The sequence below is a fragment of the Roseococcus sp. genome, from assembly GCF_965227005.1.
Lineage (GTDB): Bacteria > Pseudomonadota > Alphaproteobacteria > Acetobacterales > Acetobacteraceae > Roseococcus.
Map to the genome: position 1 here is coordinate 47,495 of NZ_CBDDFJ010000008.1, position 23,776 is coordinate 71,270.

The 23,776-nt window shown below is 67.9% G+C and carries 27 protein-coding genes and 1 tRNA gene; 10 read left to right on the forward strand and 18 right to left on the reverse strand.

Features of this window, described 5'->3' with window-relative positions:
- The first annotated feature begins 5 nt into the window (after positions 1-5).
- Positions 6-371, forward strand: a complete 366-nt coding sequence (locus ACO057_RS03750) for a DUF6481 family protein (RefSeq protein ID WP_421989011.1) — start codon at positions 6-8, stop codon at positions 369-371.
- Positions 372-401: 30 nt separating this feature from the next.
- Here ACO057_RS03750 and ACO057_RS03755 read toward each other — a convergent pair whose 3' ends face one another.
- Positions 402-1,694, reverse strand: coding sequence for an amidase (locus ACO057_RS03755; RefSeq protein WP_421989012.1), 1,293 nt, complete (start codon positions 1,692-1,694; stop codon positions 402-404).
- A 110-nt stretch (positions 1,695-1,804) separates the two neighbouring features.
- Between ACO057_RS03755 and ACO057_RS03760 the strand changes: the two genes are divergently transcribed.
- The 3 genes from ACO057_RS03760 (at position 1,805) to ACO057_RS03770 (ending at position 5,270) form a co-directional block, all read left to right on the forward strand.
- Entirely contained in the window at positions 1,805-2,440 is a 636-nt protein-coding gene (locus tag ACO057_RS03760; RefSeq protein ID WP_421989013.1) for an isochorismatase family protein, read from the forward strand.
- Between the two features lie 379 nt (positions 2,441-2,819).
- Positions 2,820-4,175, forward strand: coding sequence for a L,D-transpeptidase family protein (locus ACO057_RS03765; RefSeq protein ID WP_421989014.1), 1,356 nt, complete (start codon positions 2,820-2,822; stop codon positions 4,173-4,175).
- A gap of 93 nt (positions 4,176-4,268) precedes the next feature.
- Entirely contained in the window at positions 4,269-5,270 is a 1,002-nt protein-coding gene (locus ACO057_RS03770; RefSeq protein WP_421989015.1) for a Bug family tripartite tricarboxylate transporter substrate binding protein, read from the forward strand.
- 78 nt (positions 5,271-5,348) lie between these two features.
- Here ACO057_RS03770 and ACO057_RS03775 read toward each other — a convergent pair whose 3' ends face one another.
- The 3 genes from ACO057_RS03775 to ACO057_RS03785 form a co-directional block, all read right to left on the reverse strand.
- Positions 5,349-5,918 (reverse strand): hypothetical protein, encoded by a 570-nt coding sequence (locus ACO057_RS03775; RefSeq protein ID WP_421989016.1) that lies wholly within the window; start codon positions 5,916-5,918, stop codon positions 5,349-5,351.
- Positions 5,919-5,951: 33 nt separating this feature from the next.
- Positions 5,952-6,263 (reverse strand): hypothetical protein, encoded by a 312-nt coding sequence (locus ACO057_RS03780; RefSeq protein WP_421989017.1) that lies wholly within the window; start codon positions 6,261-6,263, stop codon positions 5,952-5,954.
- Positions 6,264-6,518: 255 nt separating this feature from the next.
- On the reverse strand, positions 6,519-7,496 hold the full coding sequence (locus tag ACO057_RS03785; RefSeq protein ID WP_421989018.1) for a 2-hydroxyacid dehydrogenase: 978 nt from the start codon (positions 7,494-7,496) through the stop codon (positions 6,519-6,521).
- 116 nt (positions 7,497-7,612) lie between these two features.
- Between ACO057_RS03785 and ACO057_RS03790 the strand changes: the two genes are divergently transcribed.
- The 3 genes from ACO057_RS03790 (at position 7,613) to ACO057_RS03800 (ending at position 12,211) form a co-directional block, all read left to right on the forward strand.
- Entirely contained in the window at positions 7,613-8,401 is a 789-nt protein-coding gene (locus ACO057_RS03790) for an SDR family oxidoreductase (protein ID WP_421989019.1), read from the forward strand.
- Positions 8,398-10,488: a hydantoinase/oxoprolinase family protein gene (locus ACO057_RS03795; protein WP_421989020.1), complete on the forward strand. Its 2,091-nt coding sequence runs from the start codon at positions 8,398-8,400 to the stop codon at positions 10,486-10,488. The genes ACO057_RS03790 and ACO057_RS03795 overlap by 4 nt, the downstream gene beginning before the upstream one ends.
- 64 nt (positions 10,489-10,552) lie before the next feature.
- A complete protein-coding gene (locus ACO057_RS03800) occupies positions 10,553-12,211 on the forward strand; it encodes a hydantoinase B/oxoprolinase family protein (protein ID WP_421989021.1) in 1,659 nt (552 codons plus the stop codon).
- Here ACO057_RS03800 and ACO057_RS03805 read toward each other — a convergent pair.
- From ACO057_RS03805 to rlmB, 5 genes are all read right to left on the reverse strand, one after another.
- Positions 12,199-12,858, reverse strand: a complete 660-nt coding sequence (locus ACO057_RS03805) for an HAD hydrolase-like protein (protein ID WP_421989022.1) — start codon at positions 12,856-12,858, stop codon at positions 12,199-12,201. The two genes, ACO057_RS03800 and ACO057_RS03805, sit on opposite strands and share 13 nt — an antisense overlap.
- An 11-nt stretch (positions 12,859-12,869) precedes the next feature.
- Complete coding sequence (glpD, locus tag ACO057_RS03810; protein WP_421989023.1) at positions 12,870-14,327, reverse strand: glycerol-3-phosphate dehydrogenase; 1,458 nt, start codon at positions 14,325-14,327, stop codon at positions 12,870-12,872.
- A 35-nt stretch (positions 14,328-14,362) separates the two neighbouring features.
- The gene (locus tag ACO057_RS03815) at positions 14,363-14,587 is read right to left on the reverse strand and encodes a hypothetical protein (protein WP_421989024.1); all 225 of its coding nucleotides are present in this window, start codon (positions 14,585-14,587) and stop codon (positions 14,363-14,365) included.
- A 100-nt stretch (positions 14,588-14,687) separates the two neighbouring features.
- On the reverse strand, positions 14,688-15,449 hold the full coding sequence (locus tag ACO057_RS03820; RefSeq protein WP_421989025.1) for a 2-keto-4-pentenoate hydratase: 762 nt from the start codon (positions 15,447-15,449) through the stop codon (positions 14,688-14,690).
- 3 nt (positions 15,450-15,452) lie between these two features.
- Positions 15,453-16,220, reverse strand: coding sequence for a 23S rRNA (guanosine(2251)-2'-O)-methyltransferase RlmB (rlmB, locus tag ACO057_RS03825; RefSeq protein ID WP_421989026.1), 768 nt, complete (start codon positions 16,218-16,220; stop codon positions 15,453-15,455).
- 67 nt (positions 16,221-16,287) lie between these two features.
- On the opposite strand from rlmB, the gene ACO057_RS03830 reads away from it, so the two are divergent.
- Positions 16,288-16,359, forward strand: a tRNA-Thr gene (locus ACO057_RS03830).
- Between the two features lie 202 nt (positions 16,360-16,561).
- Entirely contained in the window at positions 16,562-16,888 is a 327-nt protein-coding gene (locus ACO057_RS03835) for a hypothetical protein (protein WP_421989027.1), read from the forward strand.
- A gap of 382 nt (positions 16,889-17,270) precedes the next feature.
- On the opposite strand, the gene ACO057_RS03840 is transcribed toward ACO057_RS03835, so the two are convergent.
- From ACO057_RS03840 to ACO057_RS03880, 9 genes are all read right to left on the reverse strand, one after another.
- Positions 17,271-17,711, reverse strand: coding sequence for an OmpA family protein (locus ACO057_RS03840; RefSeq protein WP_421989028.1), 441 nt, complete (start codon positions 17,709-17,711; stop codon positions 17,271-17,273).
- Between the two features lie 22 nt (positions 17,712-17,733).
- A complete protein-coding gene (locus tag ACO057_RS03845) occupies positions 17,734-19,005 on the reverse strand; it encodes a diguanylate cyclase domain-containing protein (RefSeq protein WP_421989029.1) in 1,272 nt (423 codons plus the stop codon).
- Positions 19,002-19,586: a YfiR family protein gene (locus tag ACO057_RS03850; protein WP_421989030.1), complete on the reverse strand. Its 585-nt coding sequence runs from the start codon at positions 19,584-19,586 to the stop codon at positions 19,002-19,004. The genes ACO057_RS03845 and ACO057_RS03850 overlap by 4 nt, the downstream gene beginning before the upstream one ends.
- Before the next feature lie 77 nt (positions 19,587-19,663).
- On the reverse strand, positions 19,664-19,930 hold the full coding sequence (locus ACO057_RS03855; protein ID WP_421989133.1) for an HNH endonuclease: 267 nt from the start codon (positions 19,928-19,930) through the stop codon (positions 19,664-19,666).
- Between the two features lie 111 nt (positions 19,931-20,041).
- Positions 20,042-20,275 carry a hypothetical protein gene (locus ACO057_RS03860; RefSeq protein ID WP_421989031.1) on the reverse strand — a complete coding sequence of 78 codons (234 nt, stop codon included), beginning with the start codon at positions 20,273-20,275 and terminating at the stop codon, positions 20,042-20,044.
- A gap of 102 nt (positions 20,276-20,377) precedes the next feature.
- Positions 20,378-20,653, reverse strand: a complete 276-nt coding sequence (locus tag ACO057_RS03865) for a hypothetical protein (protein ID WP_421989032.1) — start codon at positions 20,651-20,653, stop codon at positions 20,378-20,380.
- 228 nt (positions 20,654-20,881) lie between these two features.
- Positions 20,882-21,523: a YopT-type cysteine protease domain-containing protein gene (locus ACO057_RS03870; protein ID WP_421989033.1), complete on the reverse strand. Its 642-nt coding sequence runs from the start codon at positions 21,521-21,523 to the stop codon at positions 20,882-20,884.
- Between the two features lie 226 nt (positions 21,524-21,749).
- Positions 21,750-22,391 carry a hypothetical protein gene (locus ACO057_RS03875; protein WP_421989034.1) on the reverse strand — a complete coding sequence of 214 codons (642 nt, stop codon included), beginning with the start codon at positions 22,389-22,391 and terminating at the stop codon, positions 21,750-21,752.
- Between the two features lie 43 nt (positions 22,392-22,434).
- On the reverse strand, positions 22,435-22,938 hold the full coding sequence (locus tag ACO057_RS03880; RefSeq protein ID WP_421989035.1) for a GNAT family N-acetyltransferase: 504 nt from the start codon (positions 22,936-22,938) through the stop codon (positions 22,435-22,437).
- Positions 22,939-23,152: 214 nt separating this feature from the next.
- Here ACO057_RS03880 and ACO057_RS03885 point away from each other — a divergent pair, with 214 nt between their 5' ends.
- Positions 23,153-23,773, forward strand: a complete 621-nt coding sequence (locus ACO057_RS03885) for an EF-hand domain-containing protein (RefSeq protein ID WP_421989036.1) — start codon at positions 23,153-23,155, stop codon at positions 23,771-23,773.
- Positions 23,774-23,776 lie beyond the last annotated feature (3 nt).

The following is a 23,776-nucleotide window of genomic DNA, read 5'->3' on the forward strand; positions in this document are numbered from 1 at the left end:
GCGCCATGGCCGCCCGCAAAGACACGTTCGACGAACGCCGCACCGACGCCGCTGCTGCGCGTCAGAAGCTCCTCGAGAGATTCAAGGCCCGCCCGCCGGCCGACGATCCCGAGGTGATCGCCCGCCTGGAGGCCCAGAAGGCCCTGGGCGAGGCCCGCCGTGAGCGCGAGGCCGCCGCGGCCCAGCGTGCCGCGGACAAGGCCGCCGCCCTCGCCGCCGAGAAGGCCGCCGAGGAGGCCGCGAAGAAGGCCGCCGCCGTCGCGGCCGCCATCAACGCCGCGCAGGAGGCCCGCCGCCGCACGGCCGCGATGCTCGCCGCGCAGAAGGCCGAGCGCGACGCGCGCATCGCCGAGAAGAAAAAGCGCCGCTGACCTCGGCGCGACTCGCGCTGGACCTGGCTTTCAGAGATCCAGCCGCGTCGCGAGCTCCGAGAAGAGGAAGGATGCCAGCCTGGCATCCGACCCCGGCGCCGCGCAGAGCAGCGCGCCCACCGGCATCCCGCTCTCCGCCCCGAGTCCCGCCCGCAGCGTCGCGATGGGTCCGCCCAGCGCGGTGAAGGGGATGACGAAGGACGGATCGCCCGTCGTCCCATCCATCGGCGCCACGTCCGGCGCGGCCGGCAGCAGCAGCAGGTCATCGGGTCCGCAGCCGCGCCAGAAGGCCTGGCGGAAGCGCGCGAGCTCGCGCAAGGCCGCGTGGTATTCCGCCTCCGGGATCGCCAGCCCCTCCTCGATATCGGCAGCCAGACGCGGCGAGATCAGCTCCCTCGGCAGGCGCGCATGGGTGCGCCCGGCCTCGGCCAGCAGCACGCGGCGATGGGTGACCAGCACCGCCTCCAGCGAGACGGTGGATTCCACCCGGCTCACCGGCAGCCCCGCTTCGCGCAGCTGGCCGGCGAAGGCGGCGATCCGCGCGGCGGTCTCGGGCTGGGTGAGCCGCGCGATCAGCGCATCCTCTAGCATCAGGATGCGCGGCTTGGCGGGTCGGGGGTCCGCCAGGCGCAGATGCGCGCCCGCGAAGCCACCCACGAGATGGGCCGCGTCCTGCGCCGAGGCCCCGAAGGCGCCCACCGTGTCGAAGGAGGGGGCCAGCGGCACGATGCCCGTGCCGCCGATCGACAGGGTCGAGGGCTTGAAGGCGCAAGTGCCGGTATAGGCCGCCGGCCGGTTCACGCTCCCCGCCGTCTGCGTGCCGAGCGCCAGCGGGACGGTCCCCGAGGCGATCGCCGCGCCCGAGCCCGCCGAGGAACCGCCCGGCGTGCGGCGCAGGTCCCAGGGATTGCGGGTCGGCGGGGCGGGGGAGAAATAGGCGTATTCCGTGGTGTGGACCTTGCCCAGAACGATGGCGCCGGCCGCCCGCAGATGGGCCACCACCGTCGCATCGGCCGTCGCGGGCAGGGCCTCCGCGCGCGAGGGGCTGAAGGCGCGCGTCGGCAGGCCGCGCACGTCGATCACATCCTTCACCGCGAGGGGGATGCCGTGCAGCGGGCCGCGCCTGACGCTCTCGGCGTCGAGCGCGCGGGCCTGGGCCAGGGCCTCGTCGGCGAGCACGTGGATCCAGGCCTGTACCTTGCCGTCGACCGCGGCGATGCGGTCCAGGCAGCGCCGCACCAGCGCCTCGGAGGTCAGCGCGCCGGAGCGCATGGCGGCGGACAGGTCCCGCAGCCGGCCGGGATCGGACACATATTCGCTCACGGGCATCTCATCTCCAGGCCAAGGATGGGGAAGCGTCCCATTCCCCGTGCCGGCCGTGAAGAGGCCCGGTTATTGCTTGTCCCGCCGCGGCACATCGCAAGGGCGGGCTCATGGAACAGGACATCTACGCGGCGCGCGGATACGGCGCGAAGGGGATGGGCTTCGGCGAGAAGCCGGGCCTCGTCGTCATCGACTTCCAGCTCGGCTTCACCGATCCGGCCTATCCGCTGGGCGGCGCGCCCATGGTCGAGCGCGCGGTGGGCAACACGGCGCGGGTGATGCGCGCGGCCAAGGCAGCCGGGATTCCCATCATCGCCTGCGTCGTCGCCTTCGACGGGGCGAGGGGCGCGCCGCATTGGAAGATCGCCCCGGTCTTCGAGCTGCAGGCAGGTCATCCCGGCACCCGGCTGGATCCGCGCATCGCGGCCGAGGAACCGGATGTGGTGATGTCCAAGACGGCGCCCTCGATCTTCTTCGGCACGGCCGCCGGCGCCATCCTGACGCGCGAGCGGGTGGACACCGTGATCGTGACGGGCTGCATCACCTCGGGCTGCGTGCGGGCGAGCGTCATCGACGCCTTCTCGCTGGGCTTTCGCGTGCAGGTGCCGGAAGATTGCGTGGGCGACCAGGATCAGGTCGCGCATGATCAGAATTTGAAGGATGTGGGGCGGCGCTATGCCGACATCATCGATGCGCAGATCGCAATCGCGGCCATCGAGGCCTATCGGATGCGGAACAGTCCATAGTCCAGCGGGCAGGAAGTAAGTCGAAGAAAGCTCGCCGCCCAAACCTGGGCGGCGAGCTCGTGGAGTAGGCTAACCCCGTGCCGGCGGAACGTAGACCGGTGCCGGAGCCGGGGGCGGGGCCACCATGACCGGAGCTGGCGGCGGCGGCGGCTCGGCGCAGGCTGCGAGGAGCGCCACGGGCGCGACGATGGTCATCATTGCGATGCCACGGAACAGCCCACGGAAAGCTATCTTGGAAACAGCGGACATCTGTTACTCCTCGATTGTATCGTTGCGGAGACAGGTTAGGATTCAATTGCAGTCATTAGCAAGGATCAACTGTGGTTTGTGTAAATCGGCGAGGGACAGGGGGCATGACGGCTTTGGCCCGGTGGACGCCATGACCCATCCCCGGGGGGCCATGTCCCGGCGCGGCACGCTGGCGGCGGCTTGCGCCCTGGCCGCCTGCAGCGCCGATCCGCAGACCGATGCGTCCTTCGAGCCGCCGCTTCGCGCCGAGGGCGATCTCGCCGGGCTTCTCGACGGCGGGCTGGTCGTCGGCGGCGAAAGCCTGGATGTCGGGCCGCTGCGAAGCTTCTACGCGCGCCGGGGTTTCGAGGCGGTCTGGACGGGCCGGCAGAGCCAGGCGAATGCCCTGGTGAACGCCGTCATGCGCGCCGGCGACCAGGGGCTCGACCCCGACATGTTTCATGCCGAGCTGCTGCGCCGGACGGAGACCCTATCGCCACAGGGCCGCGAGCTCGCGCTGTCGGCGGCGGTGCTGTCCTATGCCGATGCCCTGGCCCATGGCGCCGTCCCGGCCGCGCGGCGGAAGGACGGCGAGGCCCTGATGCCCCAGCCGGTCGATGTCGCGGCCGTGCTCGATGCGGCGCTCGACAGCCCCGATCCGGCGGCGGCGATCGAGGCGCTGGCCCCGGCCACGCCGGACTACCGGGCCCTGCGCCAGGCCTTGCCGAGGGCGCGCCAGAGCGCGCGGGCGGGCGGTGCGGCCGCTACGAGCCTGCTGCGACGGATCGAGGTGAACCTGGAACGCCAACGCTGGCTGCCACGGCCCCTGCCGGCGGACCGCGCCTGGGTCAATGTCGCCGATCAGCGCCTGGTGCTCTATCGGGCCGACCAGCCGGTGTTCACAACGCGCGTCGTGGTCGGCGAGGCTTTCGAGCGCAGCCAGAGCCCCGAGTTCCGCACCCAGATCGAGGCGAGCATCCTCAATCCTCCCTGGGTGATCCCGCGCGATATCGTCTCGGCGGAGATCCTGCCGAAGCTCGACCGCGATCCGGATTACCTGACGCGCAACAACATGGTCCTGCGCGACAACGGCGAGATCGAGCAGGCGCCGGGCCCTGAGGCCGGGCTTGGGCTGATCATGTTCGACATGCCCAACCGCTTCGACGTTTATCTGCACGACACTCCCAACCGGGGCCTCTTCGGCCGCGACAACCGACGCATCAGCCATGGCTGCATCCGGGTCCAGAATCCCGTCGAATTCGCTGCTTTGCTGATGGAGCGGCCGGCCGAGGCGATCCAGGAGGTGATCGCCCTGGGCGCAACGACGCGCCAAGCGCTGCCCACCCCCGTGCCGATCTTCGTGACCTATCAGACGGCCTTCGCCGATGCGGAGGGCGGCCTGCAATTCCGGCCGGATTTCTACGGCCGCGACGCGGATCTCTGGCAGCGGCTGCGCCTTCGCCCGGACAGGCTGGAGGCGTCCCTTGCTGCACTTCGGCCTGACTGACCGGCCAGGGCTGTCCATCGCCTGACCGGCGTGTAACAAAGCCGGGGCGCCAAATCACGCGGTCGTGTCAAACAGACCCAGGAGTTCCTAAGGATGCAGGTCCGCTTTCTTCTCGCCGTGATCGCCGGCATGGCGGCGGCCCCCGCCGCCCAGGCCCAGACGCCGTCTCCCCCGCCCCAACCCTCCCTGACCAATGGGCGCCCCATCGTGCTGATGGGCGGCTTCCCCGCCGGCACCCAGGGCGACATCTACTGGCGCCTGATCCAGCAGCCGCTTTCCGTCGAGCTGGGCTCGCCGACGGTCGTCGAGGCCCGCACGGGCGCCTCGGGGAATATCGCCATGGAGGCGACGGCCCGTTCGGCGCCGGACGGCACGACGGTCCTGGCCGCGACCTCGGCGATGCTGGCCATCAACCGCGCCGTGCTGCCCTCCATGCCCATCGACACCCAGACTGACCTCGCGCCGGTCATGACTCTTTTCGCGGTGCCGAACGTGCTGGTCGTCAGCGCCGAGAAGCGGCCGCAATTCGACAGCTGCCAGGCCTTGATCGCCGCCGCCCGCGCCGCGCCGGGGCGGCTGAACTATGCCAGCAGCGGCATCGGCGCCTCCACGCATCTCGCCGCCGCGCAATTCGCCTCGGCCGCGAATATCGACATCGTGCATGTGCCCTATCGCGGCGGTCCCTTCGCGATGACGGCGCTCTATCAGGGCGATGCGGATCTCTTCTTCTACCAGTCCGGCCCGGTGCTGGACGACTGGCGCTCGGGCCGGGTGCGGCTGCTGGGGATCACCTCGGCGCAGCGGCTGCCGAGCCTGCCGGAAATCCCCACCATCGCCGAGGCCTGCGGCATGCCCGGCTTCGAGAGCACGACCTGGTACGGCATTGTCGTCTCCGCGCAGACGCCGCGGCCGATCATCGACCGCCTTCAGACGGCGATCCGCAAGGTGACGGACACGCCGGAGATGCGCGTGCGGCTGGAACAGCTGGGCTTCACCATGATGCTCGGCGGGCCGGAGGAGATGCGCACGCGGCTGGCGGCGGATATCCCGATGTGGGCGGGCGTGGTGCAGCGCTCGGGCGCGCGGCAGCAGTAGCGGTTCGCGAAGCTTTCGAAAGTTCTGCTTAACCGAAAGCGGCCCGGGAAATCCCGGGCCGCCCGCGGTCACTTCCGCTCAGTGTCCGATGGGACGATCGGGACCGTCGGTGTAGCCGGTCCAGCCGCCGGCCCGGTACTCCGCTTCCCGCTTGGCCAGATCCACATGCGTATAACGATCGAGGATCGTGCGCGCTTCGAGCTCCCGCGAATCATCGACCTTGACCGTCACGAGACTGCCGCCGCGGCGAACGCCCTCGGCAAAAACATGGGCGTCCTTCTCGCTCATTCCCAGACCGGTCAGGCTTCCGAGCAGGCCGCCGGCAACGGCGCCCGCACCCGCGCCCGTTAGCGTCGCAACCAGAAGGCCGGCCGCGACGATGGGCCCAAATCCCGGAATGGCCAAAGCGCCGAGGGCCGCCGCCAGGCCCGCACCGCCACCGACCAGGGTCCCCGCGGCGGCACCGATCCCGGCGCCGGACTTGGCTTCCTTTTCGTCCACGACGGGCGTCGTGCCGTAGCGATTGTCGGCGTTGCCCGCGGCGATGCCGATATCGGCGTGGGAGAAGCCGCCGGCCTCCAACTCCCGGACGGCTGCCAGCGCATCGTCATGATTGTCGAAGAGACGGCTGATGGTCTTGGTCGCCATGATGTCTATCCTTGAATGTTTGCTTGGACGCGATCAGCGGGTGGTGGCGGGGGCCGAGCCCTCGACCACATTGCCGTGGAAATCGAGGCCCACGGCGGCACTGGTCCCATTGCGGGAGGCGCGTCCGCGCCAGACGCCTTGGTCGTCCTTCTGCAGATCCGTCACATTCGTGAATCCGGCAGCTTCGATACGGCTGCGGGCCTGGCTCTCGGTGAAGCTATTGGCGCCCGCGGCCGGAGCCGTGGTGGTCGGTGGAGTGGGATTGGCGGGCTGGGTCTGGGCGAATGCCAGGGGAGCCGCGAGGATTGTCGCAGCAAAGGTCAGCGCGCCGATGTGAAGCCGCATGAGATAGTCCTCCTCAGTTTTTCCGCCGCCTGCGCTAGCTGCGCTTGCTGATTGATCAACGGCTGAGGCATGCATTCGGTCGGGCGTCGGGAGTAATTTTGCTGCGGCGTTTACACTCGCACGCGGATCATGAGACGGGGCGGAAGCCCGCGAGAGGCTCCGGCCCCGAAGGCGTCAAATCAGGAACGGGCTGGATAAGCCTGGGCGTCGCCCTCCGGCGCCAGGGCCTCAAGCCCTGGCGCACTGGAATGCGCGTTACCGCACGGCGTGCGGCGGTTCCTTGCCCTCGACCAGCAGCGCGATGAGGTTGTCGAGCGCGCGATGGCCCATGGCGTCGCGCACCTCGATGGTGGCGCTGCCCAGATGCGGCAGCAGGGCCACGTTCTCCAGCTTCATGTAGCCCGGATTCACCACCGGCTCGCCGTCATAGACATCCAGGCCCGCGGCGCGGATATGGCCCGAGGAGAGCGCCGCGATCAGCGCCTCGTCGTCCACGCTGCCGCCACGGCCCGAGTTCACGACCAGGCTGCCCTTCTTCATCTTCGCCAGGCGTTCCGCGTTCAGCCACTTGCGCGTCGCGTCGCCGCCGGGGACGTGCATGGAGATGACGTCGATGGTGGCGAGGAACTCGTCGTCGCTACCGTGGTAGGTCGCGCCCTTCTCCAGCTCCGGCGGCAGCTTGTTCACATCGCGGTAGTGGATCTCCATCTTGAAGCCCCGCGCCATGTCCGCCAGCTCGCGCCCGATGCGGCCAAAGCCGAGAACGCCGAGCTTCTTGTTCTCCAGCGTCACGCCCATCAGCTGCGTCGGCGCCCAGCCCTCCCACTTGCCGGCGCGGACCATGCGCTCGCCCTCGCCGGCGCGGCGCGCGGCCATGAGCATGAGGGTCATGGCCGTCTCGGCCGTGGCGAAGCTCAGCACGTCGGGCGTGTTGGTGATGGTGATGCCGCGCGCCTTGGCGGCCTTCACGTCCACATGGTCGTAGCCGACGCTGAAGGTGGTGATGACCTTCACCGAGGCGGGCAGGGCCGCGATGGTCTCGGCGTTCATCGGATCGCCGGCGGCGATCAGGATGCCCTCGGCCTTCACCTCATTGGCGCGCTTGGCGATCTCGGCGCCGCTGCGGAACCAGGGCTCGTCGTTCGAATTGAGCCGCGCGTCGAAATTCTGGACGGCCTTCGCCTCGATGGCCTCGGGGAGCTTGCGGGTGATGAGCAGCACGGGCTTGGACATGGCGATTTCCTGGTCGTTTCTGAACTGACCCGCAACATAACGTCCATGGCCCCGCTTGCCAGAGGGGGCCTCTCGCGGCACGGTCCGGCCAAATTCCTCATGAGGGTAGTGGCGTTATGGATCTCGGTCTCAAGGGCAAGCGCGCATTGGTGATGGGGGCCTCCAAGGGCCTCGGGCGTTCGATCGCGGATGCGCTGGCAGCGGAGGGCGCGGCCCTGGTGATCAGCGGGCGCGACCAGGCGACGCTGGACGTCGCGGCGCGCGAGCTGATCGCGCTGGGCGCTGCCTCCTGCGTGGGCATTCCTGCCGATGTGGCGAGCGGCGAGCAGATGGACGCGCTGGCGGACGGCGCGGTGAAGGCGATGGGCGGGGTGGATATCCTGGTCCAGAACCATGGCGGCCCGCCACCGGGTGCGGCGGTCGACCTGACCGAGGAGCTGCTGACCACCTGGTTCCCGCGAATCGTGCTCAACCCCATCCGGGTCGCGAACCGGCTGCTGCCGGCGATGCGCGCGCAGAAGTTCGGACGCATCCTCAATGTGGGCAGCAGCGGCATGGTGCAGCCTCTGCCCAACCTCGTGCTGAGCAACACGCTGCGCGCGAGCATCATGGCCTGGATGAAGACGCTCTCCGCCGAAGTGGCGGGCGAGGGGATCACCTGCAACATCGTCGCCCCCGGCGCCATCCGCACCGACCGCAGCCTGGAGCTGGCCTCCGCGGCCGGAAAGCGCCAGGGCAAGTCCGCCGAGGAGGTCATGACCGACCGCAACAAGACCATCCCCGCCGGACGCTACGGCACGCCCGCCGAGTTCGGCCCGATGGCCGCGTTCCTCTGCAGCCCGCAGGGCGCCTATATCACGGGCAGCATCCTGCGCATGGACGGCGGCGTGGTGCGCGGGTGGTGAGCAACGCAAGACTCGCTGTCGATATCGGCGGCACCTTCACCGACGTCGCCATCGAGGCGACGACCGGTGAGGACCAGGTCTCTCGCTGGACCACCAAGGTCCTCACCACGCCCCACGCGCCGGAGCTCGGCGTGCTGGAAGGCGTGAAGGCGGTGCTGGCCAAGGCGGCCATGCAGGCCTCCGACATCGTGCTGCTGATCCATGGCACCACGCTCGCGACCAATGCGCTCATCGAGCGCAAGGGCGCGAAGACCGCGCTGCTCACCACCGAAGGCTTCCGCGACGTCCTCGCGCTGGGCAATGAGAGCCGCTACGACCAGTACGACCTCAACATTGAGCTGCCGCAGCCGCTGGTGCCGCGCCGTTGGCGCCTGCCGGTGCCCGAGCGCCTGGACAACACCGGCCAGGTGCTGATTCCGCTCGACGAGGCGGCCGTCCGCGCGCACATCCCCTTCCTGAAGTCCGAAGGCATCGAGAGCCTCGCCATCGGCTTCCTGCACGGCTTCGTGAACCCCGCGCATGAGAAGCGTGCGGCGGAGATCATCCGTGCCGAATGGCCGGAGCTGCCCATCTCGCTCAGCTCCGAGGTGAGCCCCGAGATGCGCGAGTGGGAGCGCTTCAGCACCACCGCCGCCAATGCCTATGTGCAGCCGCTGATGGCCAGCTACCTCGCGCGGCTGGAGAAGGGCCTGCGCTCCGGCGGCATGACCTGCCCGATCTTCCTGATGCTCTCCGGTGGCGGGCTGACGACGATCGAGACGGCCTCGCGCTTCCCGATCCGGCTGGTGGAAAGCGGCCCGGCGGGCGGCGCCATCTTCTCGGCGCATGTCGCGCGCCAGTTGGGCTGGGAGAAGGTGCTCAGCTTCGACATGGGCGGCACCACGGCCAAGGTCTGCCTCATCGACGACTTCGCGCCCCAGGCGAGCCGCACCTTCGAGGTCGCGCGCGTGGGCCGCTTCCGCAAGGGCTCAGGCCTGCCGCTGCGCATCCCCGTGATCGAGATGGTGGAGATCGGCGCCGGCGGCGGTTCGCTCGCGCATCTCGACAGCATGGGGCGCATCCAGGTGGGCCCGGAATCGGCGGGCGCCGATCCGGGGCCGGCCTGCTATGGCCGCGGCGGCGACAAGCCGGCCGTGACCGACGCCAACCTGGCGCTGGGCCGCTACGATCCGATCGCCTTCGCGGGCGGCGCGCTCCGTCTGCATCCCGCGCCCGCCGAGGCGGCGCTGGTCGCGCATGTCGGCAAGGGGCTCGGGCTCGAAGCGGGCATGGCGGCCCTCGGCGTGGTCGAGATGGTGGACGAGAACATGGCCAATGCGGCCCGCGTCCATGCCATCGAGAGCGCCAAGTCCTATGAGGGCCGCGCTATCATCGCCTTCGGCGGCGGCGGGCCCGTGCACGGCTATCGCGTGGCCGAGAAGATCGGCGTGAAGCGCATGCTGGTGCCGAGCGGCGCGGGCGTGGGCTCGGCCATCGGCTTCCTTCGCGCGCCCGTCGGCTACGAAGTGGTGAAGAGCCTCTACACCCGCTTCGCGAAGTTCGACGTGGCCGGCGTGAATGCGCTGCTCGCCTCGATGAGCGCGGAGGCCTCGAAGGTGGTGGCGGAAGGCAGCTTCGGCGCTGACACCGTCGAGCATCGCATCGGCTACATGCGCTATGTGGGGCAGGGGCATGAGATCGCCGTCGCCCTGCCGGTGCGCCCGCTGGTGGAGGCGGATATCGCCGAGATCCGCGCGGCCTACGATGCCGAGTACACGCGCTTCTACGACCGTCCCGTGCCGGGCTCGGACGTCGAGGTGCTGAGCTTTGCCGTCACCGTCGCGACCAGGGTGGACGCGGCGAAGCCCGTCGCCCTGGTGGCGGATGCGCCGGCCCCGGCGCCGATCCGCACGCAGCAGGTGCGCGATACCTCGACCGGGACCGTCACGACCTGGCAGATCTACGACCGCACGCAGATGAATCCGGGCGCGACCGTGCCCGGCCCCTGCATCGTGGCCGAGGACGAGACGAGCACGCTGGTCGGCCCCGGTTGGACCTGCCGCATGGATGGGTTGGGCTATCTCGAACTGACACGGGGAGACGTTTGATGCTCTCCGATTCACGCATCCGGTGCTCGCTGCGCTCCGCCCTCCTGCGATCGGAGATGAACTGATGAACGCCCTCGAAAAGATCCATCGTCAGATCCAGTGGAACCGCCTCATCGCGGTGGTCGAGGAACAGGCGCAGACCATGATCCGCACCGCCTTCAGCACCACGGTGCGCGAGGCGGGCGATCTCTCGGCCGGCATCTTCGACCTCAAGGGCCGCATGCTGGCCCAGGCCGTCACCGGCACGCCGGGCCATGTGAACTCCATGATGGAGAGCGTCGGGCACTTCCTGAACAAGTTCCCAGCCGCGACGATGAAGCCGGGCGACCACTACATCACCAACGACCCTTGGCTCGGCACCGGGCACCTGCACGACCTCACCGTCGTCACCCCCGCCTTCCGCAACGGCAAGATCGTCGGCCTCTTCGCCAATACCGCCCATATCATCGACATCGGCGGCCTCGGCATGGGCCCTGAGGGCCGTTCGGTCTTCGAGGAGGGGCTCTACATCCCCATCGTGAAGTGCTTCGACCAGGGCGCGCCCAACGAGACCTTCTTCGACTTCATCCGCGTCGGCAGCCGCACGCCGGTCGAGCTCGAGGGCGACATCTACTCGCTCTGCGCCTGCAACGACGCCGGCGCCAAGCGGCTCGTCGAGATGATGGACGAGTATGCGATGGAGGGCGTGGACGAGCTGGCGGAGTTCATCTTCGACAGCAGCCTCGCCGCCACCCAGGCCGAGATCAGAAAACTGCCCAAGGGCCAGGTCTGGGAGTCCTGGATCAAGTCGGACGGCTATGAGTTCGAGGTCACGCTGAAGGCCGCCATGCGCGTCGAGGGCGACGAGATCATCGTCGACTACACCGGCACGTCGGGCCTCTCCACGCGCGGCATCAACGTGCCGCCCGCCTATTGCCGCGCCTATTCCTGCTTCGGGATCAAATGCGTCGTGGCCCCCGAGATCCCGAACAACTGGGCGAGCCTCTCGCCCTTCGTGATGGAGATCCCCGAGGGCTGCATCCTCAATGCGCCACGGCCCTATCCGGTCAGCGTCCGCCACGTGGTGGGCCAGCTGCTGCCCGACCTGATGATGGGCTGCCTGGGCCAGGCCGTGCCCGAGAAGGTGAATGCCGAGGGCAGCTCCGCGCTGTGGAACCCGCCCCTGCGCGGCGGCTCGCAGGTCTCCGGCCAGAATGCGGAGGTGGAGGACTTCGAGATCATCACCTTCAACTCCGGCGGCACCGGCGCGCGTCCCACCAAGGACGGTCTGGACGGCATCGCCTTCCCCTCGGGCGTGCGGACCATGCCCGTCGAGGCGACGGAAAACGTCGCGCCCGTGATCTTCTGGCGCAAGGAGCTACGTCCCGACAGCGCCGGCCCCGGCCGTACGCGCGGCGGCTTCGGCCAGATCATGGAGATCGGCGCGAAGAAGAACGCGGAGTTCGCCGTGAACGCCATCTTCGACCGCGTGGCCAATGCGCCCAAGGGCCGCTTCGGCGGCGGCATGGGCGCGGGCGGCTGGGTCGGGCTGGATGACGACAACGGCACGGTCCTGCGCACCAAGGGCTTCCAGGTGATCCCCAAAGGCCGCCACCTCGTGCTGCTGCTGCCCGGCGGCGGCGGCATGGGCGACCCGAAGGAGCGCGACGCTGCTCTGGTCGAGCGCGACGTGGCCGACGGCCTCGTCAGCGCGGCCGAGGCCAAGCGCGTCTACGGCAAGTAGCCTCCCGGGCTGGCAGGGGGCGTCCCCGGCCAGCCCATCCGATGAAGCGCGGCGGGCAGCGCCTCCATCTCGTCGGCGACGAGATCGGGCCTCCCGCCGACCAGGACCGCGCGATCGGCATAGCCCCAGGCGACCGCGACGCAGCGCGCGCCCACGGCCCGCGCCGCCTCGATGTCGCGCAGCTCGTCGCCGATGCAGAGCACCGAGCCGGGCTCGACACCCGCCGCATGGATCAGCCGCCGGAACTTCCGCGCCTTGCCGAAGAGCGAGGCGCCGCAGGCGTAGCGGCCGATCCGCGCCGCGCCGGGGCCCAGGATGCGGCGGATATTCGCTTCCGAATTGGAACTCGCGACGGCCAGCGGCGCCTGTTCCGCCAGGCGCTCCAGCAGCGCGAGCGTGCCGGGGAAGAGCGGGATGGCGGCCGCATCCTCGGCGACGCGCTGGCGCATGTGCCGGGCGATGAAAGGCAGCTTCCAGGCCGGCACGCGCAGGAAGCGGAGGATGGCGGCCGTGTCCATCCGGCGCATCCGCCCCATCCCGACGCTGTCGACCTCGCGGAAGCCGAAGCGCCGGGCCACGGCATTGAGCTCTCCGGCGAACCAGGGGGCGCTGTCGGCCAGGGTGCCGTCGAAGTCGAGGATGATCAACCGCGGGCGCGTCAGCCCATCGCGGCCGCGACCGCGTCCCTCTCGGCGGGCGTCATGTGCAGCCCGAGCTTGGTGCGGCGCCAGAGCACGTCCTCGGCCGTGCGCGCCCATTCCTCGCGCTTCATCCAGTCCAGCTCGGCCTCGGTGAGGCCGGCGGGCAGCAAAGCGCCTGTGCCCTTGGCGAAGACCTTCGGGAGGTCGCTGCCATGGGTGCGGACCAGGCGGGGCAGGGTCGCCGGATCGAGGAAGGGCAGGGCGCGCGCCATCTCGGCCGCGAATTCCGCCCGGCTCTTCCCGCCGAGCTCGCCGCCCGGCAGCACCGCGCCCGAGGTCCAGGCCGTGCCCTCCCGGCCGAGCGCATGGCCGATCTTGCCGGCGGCTTCCTGGGCGAGCCGGCGGAAGGTCGTGATCTTGCCGCCATAGACGCTCAGCACCGGCGCGGCCTGGGTGTCGAGCTTCAGCACATAGTCGCGCGTCACCGAGGAGGGGTCGGCCGCGCCGTCGTCGAAGAGCGGGCGCACGCCCGAATAGGTCCAGACGATCTCGGCCGGCGTGATCGCCCGGCGGAACTGGCGCGAGACGGCGGCGCAGAGATATTCCGCTTCCTCCGGCGTGCAGACGGGGTGGGCCGGATCCCCCTCATGCGGCACGTCGGTGGTGCCCACGAGGCTGAACCGATCCTCATAGGGGATGACAAAGACCACGCGGCGGTCGTCGTTCTGCAGGATGAAGGCGTGCTCGCCCTCATAGAGGCGCGGCAGGATGATGTGGCTGCCGCGGATCAGCCGCACGGCGCCCGGCTTTCGCGCATGGGCCGAGTCCAGGACGCCCTGCACCCAGGGCCCCGCCGCGTTCACGATGCCGCGCACGCGGAACTGCTGGGCCTGCTCGTCGAGCCCGCGCAGCGTCACCGTCCAATGGTCGGCGTGGCGGGTGGCGTCCTCGAAGCGGGTGCGGGTGCGGATATCGGCGCCGCGCGCGGCGGCGTCGCGCGCGTTCAGCAGGACGAGCCGGCTGTCCTCCACCCAGCCATCGGAATAGGCGAAGGCATGGGTGATTTCCGGCTTCAGCGCCGCGCCCATGGGGTTGGCGGCGGTGCGGAAGGCCTCGGCGCCCGGCAGCGAGACGCGCTTGGCCAGGTGGTCGTAGAGGAACAGCCCCGCCCGGATCATCCAGCGCGGCCGCATCTCCGGCCGATGCGGCAGGACGAAACGCAGGGGCCACATGATGTGCGGTGCGAGGCGCAGCAGCACCTCACGCTCGCCCAGGGCCTCGCGGACCAGGCGGAACTCGTAATGCTCCAGGTAGCGCAGCCCGCCATGGATGAGCTTGGAGGAGGCCGAGGAGGTGGCCTGGGCGAGGTCTCCCTGCTCGGCGAGGAGCACGGAATGCCCGCGCCCCACGAGGTCGCGCGCGATCCCCGCGCCGTTCACCCCACCGCCGATCACCAGGATATCGAAGGACTGCATGGCCCGAGGATGACGTTGCCCGCGGGAATGGGAAGTCAGGCGTGCCCGACCGGCCCCAGCCCGTCCAGATTGGTGGCCCGCACGACCGAGGCGAAGAGCCGCAGCGCGTCCGGCCCGCCGCGATCGTTCAGGGCGCCGCCCTCCATCTCCAGGGCCAGCAGATCGGCATGCTCGGCCAGCGTCTCGGCGGCGCGGCGCAGGGCTTCACGCGCCAGGACGAGCTGGAGCTCGTCGGGCATCTCCGTCCAGTCGGGAGGCATGGGATGGTTCATCCTTCTGCCCGCCCTTCTGGCGGTGGTGTTCAAGCCCGGCAGACCGCCGGGCATGCGTATCTAAAGCGATTCGTCTTAACAAAGGCTTTCAGGAAAAGCGGAGGGAGACCTTCCCGAGGCCCTCGAAGGCCACGACGACCGTGCAGGGGCCCTCCAGCCAGATCGGCGGCGTCACCGAGCCGAGCCAGACGACCTGGCCCTTGCGCAGCCCGCCGAAGACCTCGGCCGCGCCGGAATTCGCGAGCCAGGCCAGAGATTCCATCGGATGGCCCAGCAGGTCTCGCCCATGGCCGGAGCCGACCGAGACGCCATCGACCGTCATCTCGCCGCGCGTGGCGCCGAGGTCCAGGCTCTTCCAGTCGGGATGCGGCGCGCCGAGGACGCCGGCCGCATGGAAGAACTGGTCGGCGATGAGGGTGGGCGTGCCGATCTCGGCGAGGTCGCCATAGCGCCGCTCGACGATCTCGATGGCGGGGAAGACCTCGGCCACGGCGGCCTCGGCCTGGGCGCGGCTGGTGGGGCCGAAGGGCAGGTCGGCACCGAGCCGCACCCCGATCTCGCATTCCACGCCCACGGCAAGGAAGTCGGCGAAGGGCAGGGTCGCGCCGTCCGTGTTGAGGCTGCTCGCGGGGACGAAGCCGGCGGCCGGGTCGTGCAGGCCCAGATAGTCCTGCATCTGCTTGGCGATGGCGCCGATCTTGAAGCCGGCCGGCGGCACGGCGCTCAGGGCTTGGGCGACCTCGAGCTGGAGGGCATAGCCCTCCGCGGACGTCTTCGGGCTCGCCGCGCCGAGGGGGGCGAGGATTCGCCTGGCCCTACGTGTCTCGAGGATCGTTTGCGCGGCGCTCATGCTTCACTCCCTGGCGAGTTCGTAAAGGGCGACCGCGGCGGCGGCCGAGACGTTCAGGCTCTCCATGGCGGGCTTGATGGGCAGCCGGACCAATTCGTCGCAGCCCTCGCGCGTCAGGCGGCGCATGCCCTCGCCCTCGGCGCCGAGCACCAGGGCCACGCGCCGGCCGATCAGGCCGGATTGCGCCAAGGTGACGGGCCCCGCCGCTTCCAGCCCGACGACCCAGAGGCCCGACTTCTTCAGCATCTCCAGCGCACGAGCGAGGTTCACCTCCCTCACGAGGGGCACGACCTCGAGCGCGCCCGAGGCCGCGCGGGCCAGCAGCCCGGTCTCCTGCGGGGCGTGGCGGTCCTGCACGACGATGGCGGCGGCGCCGAAGGCCGCGGCCGAGCGCAGGATGGCGCCTACATTGCGCGGATCGGTCACCTGATCGAGCACCAGGACCGGGCCGGTCGTCTGTTCCAGGAGCCTTTCCAAGGGCGGCGCTTCCAGCGGTTCGACCAGGAGGGCGGCGCCCTGGTGGATCGAATCGGGCGGCAGCAGCCCATCCAGGCGGGGGCGCTCGACGATTTCGGGCACGACGCGCCAGGGCGGCGAGAGCCGTTCGGCCAGCTCCGCCTCGGCGCCGCGGGTCACCAGAAGGCGGCGCAGGCGCCGTTCGGGATTGGCTAAAGCGGCGGAGACGGCATGCATGCCGTAGAGCCAGGTGCCGCCTTCAGGGGGGGAGCTGGCGTCCGAATTGGGGCGGGGCCGGTGACGATGGGAGCGCATTTCGCCATGAAGCGCGGGCGGGGCACGCTGGCAAGCATTGCCGTGCTGCTTTAGATACCGCAGGCGCGCCGGGTTAGCTCAGCGGTAGAGCAACCGCCTTGTAAGCGGTAGGTCGTCGGTTCAATCCCGACACCCGGCATACGCACGCCCGGAAGCCTGTGGTTTCCGTGGCTTATCGCGAAATCAGCGACTTAGAAGGCATCTGGTGGTACACAGAGGTGGTACACACGCCATGGCGGTTCTTTCGATGTCGCAACCCTGGAAGCACCCGAAAACGGGTGGCTACTACTTCCGCCAGCGCGTGCCTCGCGGGCTTGTAGCGGCGGCCGGCGCGGGACGCCGTGAAGTGGACCCTGGAAACGAAGGACCCTGCGGAGGTCCGCGACATCTGGCCCGCTACCCTCGCGAAGTGGGCGGCGATGCAGGCCGAATGGCACCGTCTAGCTAATGCCGTGTCCGTCACGCCGGAGCGTGCCGATGAAATCGCGGCGACTTGGCTTGATTGGGCGCGGCGAGATGCCGCCTTCGACATGGGCGGGGAGGACAGTGATCTTTTCAGCCCCGGCCCCGAGGATGCGACCCAGCCCGCCGAAAAGCTTGCCCGCATCAGAAGCCGCGTGGAGCACCACACAGCTGAGGCGCTCCGCATAGCCGGCGTGTCCGTTTAGCCATGTGAGTGGCCCGCTCGCCGGGGCAATTGCGGATGATGTTCTGCCCGGCCCCAATCCCTGTCTCGGGCTCCGCTTGGACAAAGGCGAGAGCGCTAAGAAGCTTCCCTATGACGACGCTGACGCCGTTGCGATCCTTACGGCCGTTCGCCCTGGAAAAGTTTCCCGCATTGCGTTGGGCGCATGGATTATGGCCTTCACGGGGATGCGCGTTGGATAGGCGTCGCAGCTAACTCGGCAGGACAACCGAGCCGCGCGAGTCCACTCGCGACGCACAGACGCTGATTACAGAAACGGTGAGGCTGCTGGAGCCGCTGCGGCACGCTCGATGCACAAAGGTGATGCAGTAACGGGCCGCCGTCGTTGGGGAGAAAAGATTGCATCACTGATTGGGAACGATAATGGCGACCCGTCGATTCTCGTTGGACCTCAGGCCTGGTAAAGGGACGCGGCTGCCAAGCCCCTGAACCACGACATCCTCCTGGCGCAGGCCAATGCCGATTAGCACATCGGCGACCGCCTGCGCCCTGCGCTGAGAGAGCTGCTCGTTGTAGGCGGCATCGCCATAACTGTCGGAATGGCCTTCCACCCGCAGTCGGTAGATGCCGACCCCGCGCAGCGTGCGACCAAGGTGTTCGACAGTTCCGAGCGCCGCGGGCGCCAATTCGGCACGGGTACTGGCGAAAAGGATGCGGTCGCTTAAGCCGAGGCTCCAATCATCGCCGGTCAGTTCAAACCCCTCGCGCCTCAGCACCGCGATCTGTTCGGCGGATAGGCCTGGACGCTGCTGGCAGGCGGCGAGTAGCCCAAGCGGCAGGACCACGAGAAGCGCTCGTCTGGAGCACCTAATTTCCCGATTCTTCCTTGGCATCAGCATCCTCTTGGGTACTGGCGGTTTGCCACCCGCCCCGTTGTACGCGCTTCACACGGTACATCGCCGAATCCGCCAGATGGATCAAGACGCTCGCGTCTTGCGCATGGTCAGGAAAGACGGCGATCCCGGCGCTCAGCGATACGGTGATATTGTCGCCGGAAGGCAAAGTGATTGGCTCATCCATGCGGGCAACAACGCTGTCAGCCACGCGGGTGGCGTCTTCCATCCGGCGCATTTGGGTCAGCAGCACGACGAACTCGTCGCCACCGAAGCGGGCGACCAGGCCATCAGCGCGAAGAATCGCCCGAAGTTGTTCCGCGATGGCCACCAGCACAGCATCCCCTGCGGCATGCCCCCGGCGGTCATTGATCTCTTTGAATTTATCGCAATCCAAGAACAATACCGCGACCCGATGTCCTGTCACCCGTGCATCCTGGATGGCATGGGTGAGTTGGCGGACGAAGAGCGCTCGGTTCGGCAGCCCGGTGAGGGTGTCATGAGAGGCTTGATGAGCGAGGGAATCGTTCTCTTTTTGACGGCGTTTGTCCCAAACCTCCAACTCATCCAACAAGGCGTTGAAATCATCCCCGAGCGAATTGATCTCCACGATCGGCGCAGGCGGGACCCGCAAATTGAATGTTCGGTCTTGACGCACCGCATGCGCCAGGCCGGCCAGAGCCTCGAGAGGTTTGACGATGGTTCGCCGCATGCGGTGCGACAAGTAGATCGCGCCGCCCGCGCTGATCACCAAACACAGCGCAAGGCCACCAAGCCCGGATATTAGAAAGTTGAGGGTCGCGCCGATATGGCCGCGAACAATCAGATTAGCAATCGGCGCACTTTCGTGGACGATGGGAAGCACGACCGTGGGTGGGTTCAGCAAAGTTGCAAGGCGCTGCTCCAGCCAAGTCGCAAGGCTGCTGCCACTGGGCCGCGCCCAGGTCGCCAGAATTCTTCCGTCGTGGAGCACGACTTTCGCTTCGGCAACCTCCTCCGCATTGGCAATCAGCGCGATCGCTTCCTCGGCCGCCACCGGATCTCGGAACACGGCGGAAGCCTCGACGGTGTAGCGCATGGAGCGAGCGATCAGTGCCAAGTTCTGCTCGGCATGCACGCGCAGTGCGACCAGGCCTGCGACCGTCAGCGTGATACCGACGGTCATGACAGCAAAAAGCACGATACCAAGATGCGCCCGCCGCAGCACCGCCTGAAGTGTGGGTAACCGAAGCGTGGGTTTGCTCATGGCGAAACTCCCCGCCGCTGTCCTAAACGAAGCACGCTGGGGTGAACGCGCAAGCCGCTACGGGCAATCGCATCGAGATTGACCTGGAATGAGATCTGCCCCCCTCCGACAGTCAGGCAGAACATGCTGCCAGCTGAGCAGGATGGGTCGTCTTCGCTAATAGTCAGAACCGGAAGGCCAGTAAGGCGGGAAAATACCCGACCATGCTCCGCCGGACTGGTTCGCCCGACAAAGGCGACATGACAGGCGCTGGTCAGCGTCTGGCTCTCTATGGCGATGCGCTTGGCTGTGACTGGCCGGTTGGCAGCGCGGTGAGATGCTGCAAGCAGGCCGCCGGCATAGGCTGCGTCAGCCAGTACGCAAAGGTGTAACTCCGCTGGATCCGACGGCCAGCGTACATAGCTCATAATACCAAGTACGGCCTGGGTTACAGCCGAGGTGTTGTTCGCAACCACTTCCTCCGCCGAGGCGGATTTGGTGGAAAAGGCACCCAGCGCGAAGATCATGATGGTACCGAAGATTCTGCCGCAGATCGAAAGCCTGCGCGGACCTTTGGAAAAATTTGACATGATCGTGATCACAGCACCTCGGATGTTATGCAGCGAAAGCGCTCGGACCCGGGCAATGAGAGCAAAGGATGCTGGCACACGCCGGATCTTTATTCCCGATCTTGTTGTTGTGGCCTGCCCCCATTGAAGTGGTCCTCCCTGGAGTAGGCTTTTGAGCCTGATGTGACATGCTTCCAGTCGAACACTAACCGGCCCTGCCGATAATCCACGATCAAAGAGCCGAACATCCAATGGCAATTGGAGCAGACGAGAACGAGGTCTGCGATCTTCGTTTTGTCGCCGGGCCGAAGCGTGTGAAGGGGTCTCGTGTGGTGGCATTCGATGAAGCCCCGCCCGCGCTCCCCGTATGCGACCAGATAAGCCTTCGATCAAGGCCGCGACTGCCGCCTTGTCGGAGGCCTGGCCGGCGGAGAGGACGATGCGCAGCGGCAGGCCGTCCTGGTCGACTACGACGTTGATCTTGGTGCTCAGTCCTCCACGAGAACGACCGATGGCGTGATCTTCGCCCCCTTTTTTCCGCCTGCCGCGTGCTGGTGAGCCCGGACGATGGAGCTGTCGATCAGGTGCAGCGACTGGGGCGAGGCGGCGGAAAGAGCTTCGAAGATCCGCAGCCAGACAGCGGCTTTGGCCCAGCGGTTGTAGCGATTGTGCCCGCGCAAAGGCCAGTTCAGCAACACGGATCGGATCGTGACGTGGTTCAAAACGAAGAACCTCCGCCGAACCTCCGATCTTCCTGGAGCGTGGATAAGGTGAGGCAGCCTTCCGCCTTCGAGGCCCGTGGCGAGGGCCTGCCGACCCCTCGGTTATTTCTGATGGGTTGCCGGAATTGTCGCTTGGAGACTGGACCGGTCCGGGCTGGTCTTGACCACCTGTATCCCTACCAGAATTGCAAATAACATCATCGGGATGGCCCAGAACTGGAGCGGCACAAACCAAAAAGAGTGCCGCGTCCGCTCACCGGGCTTGCGGTCGCGGTTCCAGCGAAGGCCGAGCCAGAAGGTAGCAACGGCGGCCACCGCCAGGCCCAGGGCCATTCCCTTCTCGACCCCAGGTGCCTCAATTCCACCGAGGAAGAGCATCGGAGCGAACAAGCCAAGAGCTGCCAGGCATGGCGCCGCCCAACCGCGCTCTCTCCACAGGAAGACCATGTTCGCGCCCCGATGACCGACCCGCTATGAATTGGCCCGTGAACCCTGTCCAGTTACGGCATCGTTATGAAGGCTTCCTGGGCGTTCCTTAGCCTCGCTTAATGGGGCCGCGACCCGTTCTGCCTGGTTTCATGAATGCGGGACCCGCCCAGGCGGCGTCTACGCCGTCTTCACCTTGATCACGTCCAGCGCAAACTTCGGAGACACAAAATACGCATCCTTGATGCGCTCCTTGGCGAAATAGGCGCTGAAGAACTTCGCCATCGTGGTCGCCTTGAAGCAGCTCACGACGCCGAAATTCGGATCGTAGAATTCAAGATTGCCGAACTTGCTTCCAGCGCCTGCCATGGCGTGTCCGCGCTCGCCCGTCTCGATCAGGAAATACCGCGTGCCCTTCGCGGCTGCCATCCAAGTCGCCAGGGTCAGCATGTCTTGTGGCAGGGAGCAGCGGAGATCGTTCCTCGTCTTGTGCTCGTCCTCGGCATCGCGCGCGACCTTCATCTGGCACAGCGCGGCCGATTGATCGTGCTTGTCCGCAAGGCGCTGCGTGACCGAGTAGATGCGCGCGGCCTTCAGGGTGTTGGGCTTTTCCTGATTTGAGCCCAGGGCACCCCACAATGCGTCGGTCTGGCCCTTCGCTTTCGCTTCCATCCAGACCCAGGCCAGACCGTAGCAGATGCCGGACGCCCCGCCCGCGACCTCACGCAACGCCGCGACGTTCTGCAGCAGCTTCATCTGCCCGGGTCGCGCGGTGAAGGTGGCCTTCGCCGCGATGGCGGCTGTCTTCATCTCATCGGCCATGCGCAACCTTTCGACTAAGGGACGAAAATATAGCGCATATGCCGTTTCGCCGACAGTCTTACATTTTGCCGTAGCAATACAAATTCTTAGGAATGCGATCAGAATCTATTGAGATCTGAAAGATAAGGCAGAAATTCCGGTCGGTGGTGTCCTGATATCCGGGACATTCACGGATATGTTCTTCGAATTCATGGCGCCAATCCTGGAAAACCGGCCGCGCGATCGTTTACGGGCGGGGTAGCAATGCCTCTACGATGTTCCGGCGCGCCGCGGCCTCCCATCCGAGTCGTGCGGCGGCATCCGTGCGGAAGATCGCGGGGTGCTCGAGGATGCCCGCGAGGAATGCGCTCCGGCCATGCTTGAACGCCTCGTCCGGGACGTGCCGGAACTCCTCCCGGATCAAGGCGGTGTTGTCCGTGAAGGCCTCGGAGGCCAGGGGTTCCAGGTCCAGATCGAGGAACCAGGTCCCGACAGGATCGCCATCGGGCGCGATGAAGGTGCCGGCGCCGAGGTGATCCGCCGAGGCGAGGATCCATCCCGTGATGCGGGCAGCCGCTTCCAGGCCCAGCCCACCGGTATGGGCGGCTCTCAGGAAGCACGCGGCGCTCTCGAATTCGTTCCGCTTCGGGGCGTTCTCCGCCTCGTAGACGATGTCGTGATAGGCGATGGCCCACATCAGGCTCTCCGACCACGCATCCCGCCCCTGCTCGCGATGAAGCCGCCACATGCGGCCCAGATGCCATCGCGTGTGGTAGCGCCGGTGCGGCTGGCCCATCGCCTCGTCGACCTCGGCCGCCGTGCCCGGCGGAAGATGCGCCAGGAGATCCCGATAACCAGCATCGTCGGCGAAGCGTTCCGCGTTCAGCATCCGGCGGGTCGTCCGGATCGTGGGGCTGCCTGGTGGGGGCGGGTCATGTGAGCCTGCGCAGCATCAGGCGAGCCGCGTCCTCATAGCTCGCGAGCTTTTCCGCCAGGGCCGGGCAGTCCTCGATCCTGAAGCCAAGGCGTTGCCAGAACGGAACCGAGCCATTCACCGCCACCAGGCTCATGGAAGCGAGGCCCCGGCCGCGGGAATGCTCCGCCATCTGCTCCACGATCGCGCGGGCGGCGCCGCTGCCCCGCGCGGCTGGGAGCAAGGCGAGGTCGTGGAGGTAGAAGGTGTCGGCATCCGGCGGGAGGCGATGGAGCAGGGCGTTCAGGGCCGGCACCGCGCCCGCATGCCAGGGGTGGCTGACGAGATAGCCACAGGCGTGCCCCTCCTGTTCGAGAAGGCGCATCCCATCCGGATAAAGCCGCATCCTCTCGGCGAAGATGGCCGGATCCTCCGGAAAGGACGGGTGGACCTGATCCGCCATCGCGGCGATGGCGGGGAGGTCGGCCGGTGTCGCCGCACGCCAGAGGTGGTCCGCGTCCAAGGTTCCCTGCTCCGCCCTACCCGTCGCCATGATATCCCCAAGAGGATCGCCTGGAGAATGCCCGTTCCGGCAGAGAATCCGATCCGTCTCCCGTGTTGGCCCGTCACATTTCCTCACGCAAAGCGGCCCATTTTGGCACGCGAGTGTTACATCGATGCCCCATCTTCTCTCACAACGGGGACGCATTTCGTGTCGCCGCCGATGGAGAAGACCCATGAGACTGGCCCAGACCCTGGCTTTCGGCGTGGCGCTGCTCGGCAGCGGCGTGGCCCTCGCCCAACCCGCTGCGCCCCCTGCGGCCGCGGCGCCTACCGCAACCGCCCCTACCGCAACCGCCCCTACCGCAGCCGCCCCGGCCGCACCGGCCCCCGGCGGGCGCCTGTTCGCCTTGATGGACGCCAATCACGATGGCCGCGTGACCTGGGATGAGGCTTGGACCTTCATCACCGCCCGCTTCAACACCGCCGACGCCGACCACAGCGGAGGGCTGACGCTTCAGGAGTTCAGCACCCTGCGGATGGGCCATCGGCCCGAGGGCCGGCCCGAAGGTCGTGACGGCCGGCGCGGGGGCCCCACGCCGGAGCGGATGGAGGCTATGCGCAGCGCGATGTTCCGTAGCCTCGACGCCAATTCCGACGGCATCGTGACGCTGGCGGAGATCCAGCCCTTCGCCCAGGCCCGCTTCCGGGCGTTGGACGCGAATGGCGACGGCGCCGTGACCCGCGACGAACTTCCGCGTCATGGCCGGCATGACCGTCACCATGGCCACCGCGGCGAGCGTGGCGAGCGCGCTGCCCCCGCCGCTCCCGCTGCCCCCGCCGCGCCGGCGCGTTGAGGC